The organism is Arthrobacter sp. 10N418 (assembly GCF_056394725.1).
In genome coordinates this window covers 1-5,365 of sequence record NZ_JBFTIK010000048.1, presented here as the reverse complement: position 1 = coordinate 5,365, position 5,365 = coordinate 1, and the positions used below count along the sequence as shown (strand labels likewise).

The 5,365-nt window shown below is 55.9% G+C and carries 2 rRNA genes; both read left to right on the top strand.

Annotation, left to right across the window (positions count from 1 at the left end):
* The first annotated feature begins 26 nt into the window (after nt 1–26).
* Nucleotides 27–1,551, top strand: a 16S ribosomal RNA gene (locus AC1DCZ_RS19070).
* A 535-nt stretch (nt 1,552–2,086) separates the two neighbouring features.
* Nucleotides 2,087–5,221: ribosomal RNA gene (locus AC1DCZ_RS19065) — 23S ribosomal RNA — on the top strand.
* Together the 16S and 23S rRNA genes form the textbook arrangement of a ribosomal RNA operon.
* The last annotated feature ends 144 nt before the right edge of the window (nt 5,222–5,365 follow it).

Below are 5,365 nucleotides of genomic sequence, written 5' to 3'. Positions count from 1 at the left end.
TTGGTTGTGTCTGTTTTTGTTTTACTTCAACGGAGAGTTTGATCCTGGCTCAGGATGAACGCTGGCGGCGTGCTTAACACATGCAAGTCGAACGATGATGCCAGCTTGCTGGTGGATTAGTGGCGAACGGGTGAGTAACACGTGAGTAACCTGCCCTTAACTCTGGGATAAGCCTGGGAAACTGGGTCTAATACCGGATATGACTCCTCATCGCATGGTGGGGGGTGGAAAGCTTTATTGTGGTTTTGGATGGACTCGCGGCCTATCAGCTTGTTGGTGAGGTAATGGCTCACCAAGGCGACGACGGGTAGCCGGCCTGAGAGGGTGACCGGCCACACTGGGACTGAGACACGGCCCAGACTCCTACGGGAGGCAGCAGTGGGGAATATTGCACAATGGGCGCAAGCCTGATGCAGCGACGCCGCGTGAGGGATGACGGCCTTCGGGTTGTAAACCTCTTTCAGTAGGGAAGAAGCGAAAGTGACGGTACCTGCAGAAGAAGCGCCGGCTAACTACGTGCCAGCAGCCGCGGTAATACGTAGGGCGCAAGCGTTATCCGGAATTATTGGGCGTAAAGAGCTCGTAGGCGGTTTGTCGCGTCTGCCGTGAAAGTCCGGGGCTCAACTCCGGATCTGCGGTGGGTACGGGCAGACTAGAGTGATGTAGGGGAGACTGGAATTCCTGGTGTAGCGGTGAAATGCGCAGATATCAGGAGGAACACCGATGGCGAAGGCAGGTCTCTGGGCATTAACTGACGCTGAGGAGCGAAAGCATGGGGAGCGAACAGGATTAGATACCCTGGTAGTCCATGCCGTAAACGTTGGGCACTAGGTGTGGGGGACATTCCACGTTTTCCGCGCCGTAGCTAACGCATTAAGTGCCCCGCCTGGGGAGTACGGCCGCAAGGCTAAAACTCAAAGGAATTGACGGGGGCCCGCACAAGCGGCGGAGCATGCGGATTAATTCGATGCAACGCGAAGAACCTTACCAAGGCTTGACATGGGCCGGACCGGGCTGGAAACAGTCCTTCCCCTTTGGGGCCGGTTCACAGGTGGTGCATGGTTGTCGTCAGCTCGTGTCGTGAGATGTTGGGTTAAGTCCCGCAACGAGCGCAACCCTCGTTCCATGTTGCCAGCGCGTAATGGCGGGGACTCATGGGAGACTGCCGGGGTCAACTCGGAGGAAGGTGGGGACGACGTCAAATCATCATGCCCCTTATGTCTTGGGCTTCACGCATGCTACAATGGCCGGTACAAAGGGTTGCGATACTGTGAGGTGGAGCTAATCCCAAAAAGCCGGTCTCAGTTCGGATTGGGGTCTGCAACTCGACCCCATGAAGTCGGAGTCGCTAGTAATCGCAGATCAGCAACGCTGCGGTGAATACGTTCCCGGGCCTTGTACACACCGCCCGTCAAGTCACGAAAGTTGGTAACACCCGAAGCCGGTGGCCTAACCCCTTGTGGGAGGGAGCTGTCGAAGGTGGGACTGGCGATTGGGACTAAGTCGTAACAAGGTAGCCGTACCGGAAGGTGCGGCTGGATCACCTCCTTTCTAAGGAGCACCTACAGCCGCCGTGCCTCATGTATGTGAGTGTTGCGGGGTTGTCAGGAGTACGCCCGTTGCGCAGACGCAAGTTCTGCGGCGGGTGCTCACGGGTGGAATATCAGCAAATAGCGGCCGCGTGTTCTTCTTCCTTACCCAGTACGGAGGCCCYCTTTGGGGGGYGTCCTGGAACGGTGCGGGGGGCGGGGGCGCGGTTTAGTGTTTGGCACACTGTTGGGTCCTGAGGCAACAGGACCGGTTGTTGCGGCCTTGTGGCTGTGGTGTCCGGGTTTTGTTTGTTTCTGGTTTCCTGGCTGCACCGATCATGGACGTATCGGCCCTTGCGGGTTGTGTGTGTGGGGTGTGTGGTACGGGGTTGTTGTTTGAGAACTACATAGTGGACGCGAGCATCTTTTATAAGAAGCAATTTCCAAGAATTATGAACCTGGATCTGTGCCGTGGTGTTGGTTGTGCCTTTTGGGGTGTGGCCGGTGGTGCGGTGTGGTTTCATGGTTCTCTCGAAAATTACTCCTTGATCTTTTGTGGTCAAGTTTTTAAGAGCACACGGTGGATGCCTTGGCATTAGGAGCCGAAGAAGGACGTAGGAATCTGCGATAAGCCTGGGGGAGTCGATAACCGGACTGTGATCCCAGGGTGTCCGAATGGGGAAACCCCGCCAGGGGCGCGAGTCACCTGGTGACCCGCATCTGAACACATAGGGTGCGTGGAGGGAACGCGGGGAAGTGAAACATCTCAGTACCCGCAGGAAGAGAAAACAATAGTGATTCCGTCAGTAGTGGCGAGCGAACGCGGATCAGGCTAAACCGTTCCATGTGTGATAGCCGGCGGGCGTTGCATGGTCGGGGTTGTGGGACTTTCCGTTCTGTCTCTGCCGGGACAGTGAGGTGCGAAGTGTGGGCATAGGTGAACGGTCTTGAAAGGCCGGCCGTAGAGGGTGTGAGCCCCGTAACCGAAATGTTGTCATACCGCCTGGGAAGTATCCCAAGTAGCACGGGGCCCGAGAAATCCCGTGCGAATCTGTCAGGACCACCTGATAAGCCTAAATACTCCCTAATGACCGATAGCGGACCAGTACCGTGAGGGAAAGGTGAAAAGTACCCCGGGAGGGGAGTGAAACAGTACCTGAAACCGTGTGCTTACAATCCGTCGGAGCARCCTTGTAGTTGTGACGGCGTGCCTTTTGAAGAATGAGCCTGCGAGTTAGTGTTACGTCGCGAGGTTAACCCGTGTGGGGAAGCCGTAGCGAAAGCGAGTCTGAATAGGGCGTTGCAGTGGCGTGATCTAGACCCGAAGCGAAGTGATCTACCCATGGCCAGGTTGAAGCGACGGTAAGACGTCGTGGAGGACCGAACCCACTTCAGTTGAAAATGGAGGGGATGAGCTGTGGGTAGGGGTGAAAGGCCAATCAAACTTCGTGATAGCTGGTTCTCCCCGAAATGCATTTAGGTGCAGCGTTGCGTGTTTCTTACCGGAGGTAGAGCTACTGGATGGCTAATGGGCCCTACAAGGTTACTGACGTCAGCCAAACTCCGAATGCCGGTAAGTGAGAGCGCAGCAGTGAGACTGTGGGGGATAAGCTTCATAGTCGAGAGGGAAACAGCCCAGACCACCAACTAAGGCCCCTAAGCGTGTGCTAAGTGGGAAAGGATGTGGAGTTGCGAAGACAACCAGGAGGTTGGCTTAGAAGCAGCCATCCTTAAAAGAGTGCGTAATAGCTCACTGGTCAAGTGATTCCGCGCCGACAATGTAGCGGGGCTCAAGTACACCGCCGAAGTTGTGGATTTCAGATAGTAGCTAAGCCGCCCCTTGTGGGTTGGTTCAGGCGTCTGGAGTGGTAGGGGAGCGTCGTGTGGGCAGTGAAGTCGCGGTGTAAACCAGCGGTGGAGCCTACACGAGTGAGAATGCAGGCATGAGTAGCGAAAGACGGGTGAGAAACCCGTCCGCCGAATGATCAAGGGTTCCAGGGTCAAGCTAATCTGCCCTGGGTAAGTCGGGACCTAAGGCGAGGCCGACAGGCGTAGTCGATGGACAACGGGTTGATATTCCCGTACCGGCGAAAAACCGCCCATGCTGAACAGGGGATACTAACCGCCCGAAGCCTGCCTGACCGCCCTTGTGGCGGGAGGGTTTTGGTGGAGCGCGGGACCTGATCCTGGGAGGCAAGCGTATTAACAGGTGTGACGCAGGAAGGTAGCCGAGCCGGGCGATGGTTGTCCCGGTCTAAGGATGTAGGGCGAACGGTAGGCAAATCCGCCGTTCATGATGCCTGAGATCTGATGGGACTCCCGTAAGGGGGGATTCGGTGATCCTATGCTGCCAAGAAAAGCATCGACGCGAGGTTTTAGCCGCCCGTACCCCAAACCGACACAGGTGATCAGGTAGAGAATACTAAGGCGATCGAGAGAATTATGGTTAAGGAACTCGGCAAAATGCCCCCGTAACTTCGGGAGAAGGGGGGCCCCCATCGTGATGGACACTTGCTGTCCGGAGCGTGCAGGGGCCGCAGAGACCAGGGGGAAGCGACTGTTTACTAAAAACACAGGTCCGTGCGAAGTCGCAAGACGATGTATACGGACTGACTCCTGCCCGGTGCTGGAAGGTTAAGAGGACCGGTTAGCCGCAAGGCGAAGCTGAGAATTCAAGCCCCAGTAAACGGCGGTGGTAACTATAACCATCCTAAGGTAGCGAAATTCCTTGTCGGGTAAGTTCCGACCTGCACGAATGGAGTAACGACTTCCCCGCTGTCTCAACCATAAACTCGGCGAAATTGCAGTACGAGTAAAGATGCTCGTTACGCGCAGCAGGACGGAAAGACCCCGAGACCTTTACTATAGTTTGGTATTGGTGTTCGGAGTGGCTTGTGTAGGATAGGTGGGAGACGTTGAAGCCCGGACGCCAGTTCGGGTGGAGTCATCGTTGAAATACCACTCTGGTCACTTTGGACATCTAACTTCGGCCCGTAATCCGGGTCAGGGACAGTGCCTGATGGGTAGTTTAACTGGGGCGGTTGCCTCCTAAAAAGTAACGGAGGCGCCCAAAGGTTCCCTCAGCCTGGTTGGCAATCAGGTGTCGAGTGTAAGTGCACAAGGGAGCTTGACTGTGAGAGAGACATCTCGAGCAGGGACGAAAGTCGGGACTAGTGATCCGGCGGTACATTGTGGAATGGCCGTCGCTCAACGGATAAAAGGTACCTCGGGGATAACAGGCTGATCTTGCCCAAGAGTCCATATCGACGGCATGGTTTGGCACCTCGATGTCGGCTCGTCGCATCCTGGGGCTGGAGTAGGTCCCAAGGGTTGGGCTGTTCGCCCATTAAAGCGGTACGCGAGCTGGGTTTAGAACGTCGTGAGACAGTTCGGTCCCTATCCGCTGCGCGCGCAGGAAATTTGAGAAGGGCTGTCCTTAGTACGAGAGGACCGGGACGGACGAACCTCTGGTGTGTCAGTTGTACTGCCAAGTGCACCGCTGATTAGCTACGTTCGGATGGGATAACCGCTGAAAGCATCTAAGCGGGAAGCTCGCTTCGAGATGAGATTTCCATACACCTTGTGTGTGAGAGGCCCCCAGCCAGACCACTGGGTTGATAGGCCGGATGTGGAAGCGAGGACTAACGACTCGTGAAGCTGACCGGTACTAATAGGCCGATAACTTACACCACACACCACCCCGCGAACCCGTTCAAAAGGGGTTCGCACCCAGGGGTGGTACAAAGAAACAAGACTGCTTGCGTCCACTATGTGGTTCCCAACCAACAAACCCGTTGCTTGGCGAACCACAACTGAATAACAACACCACCACTGCA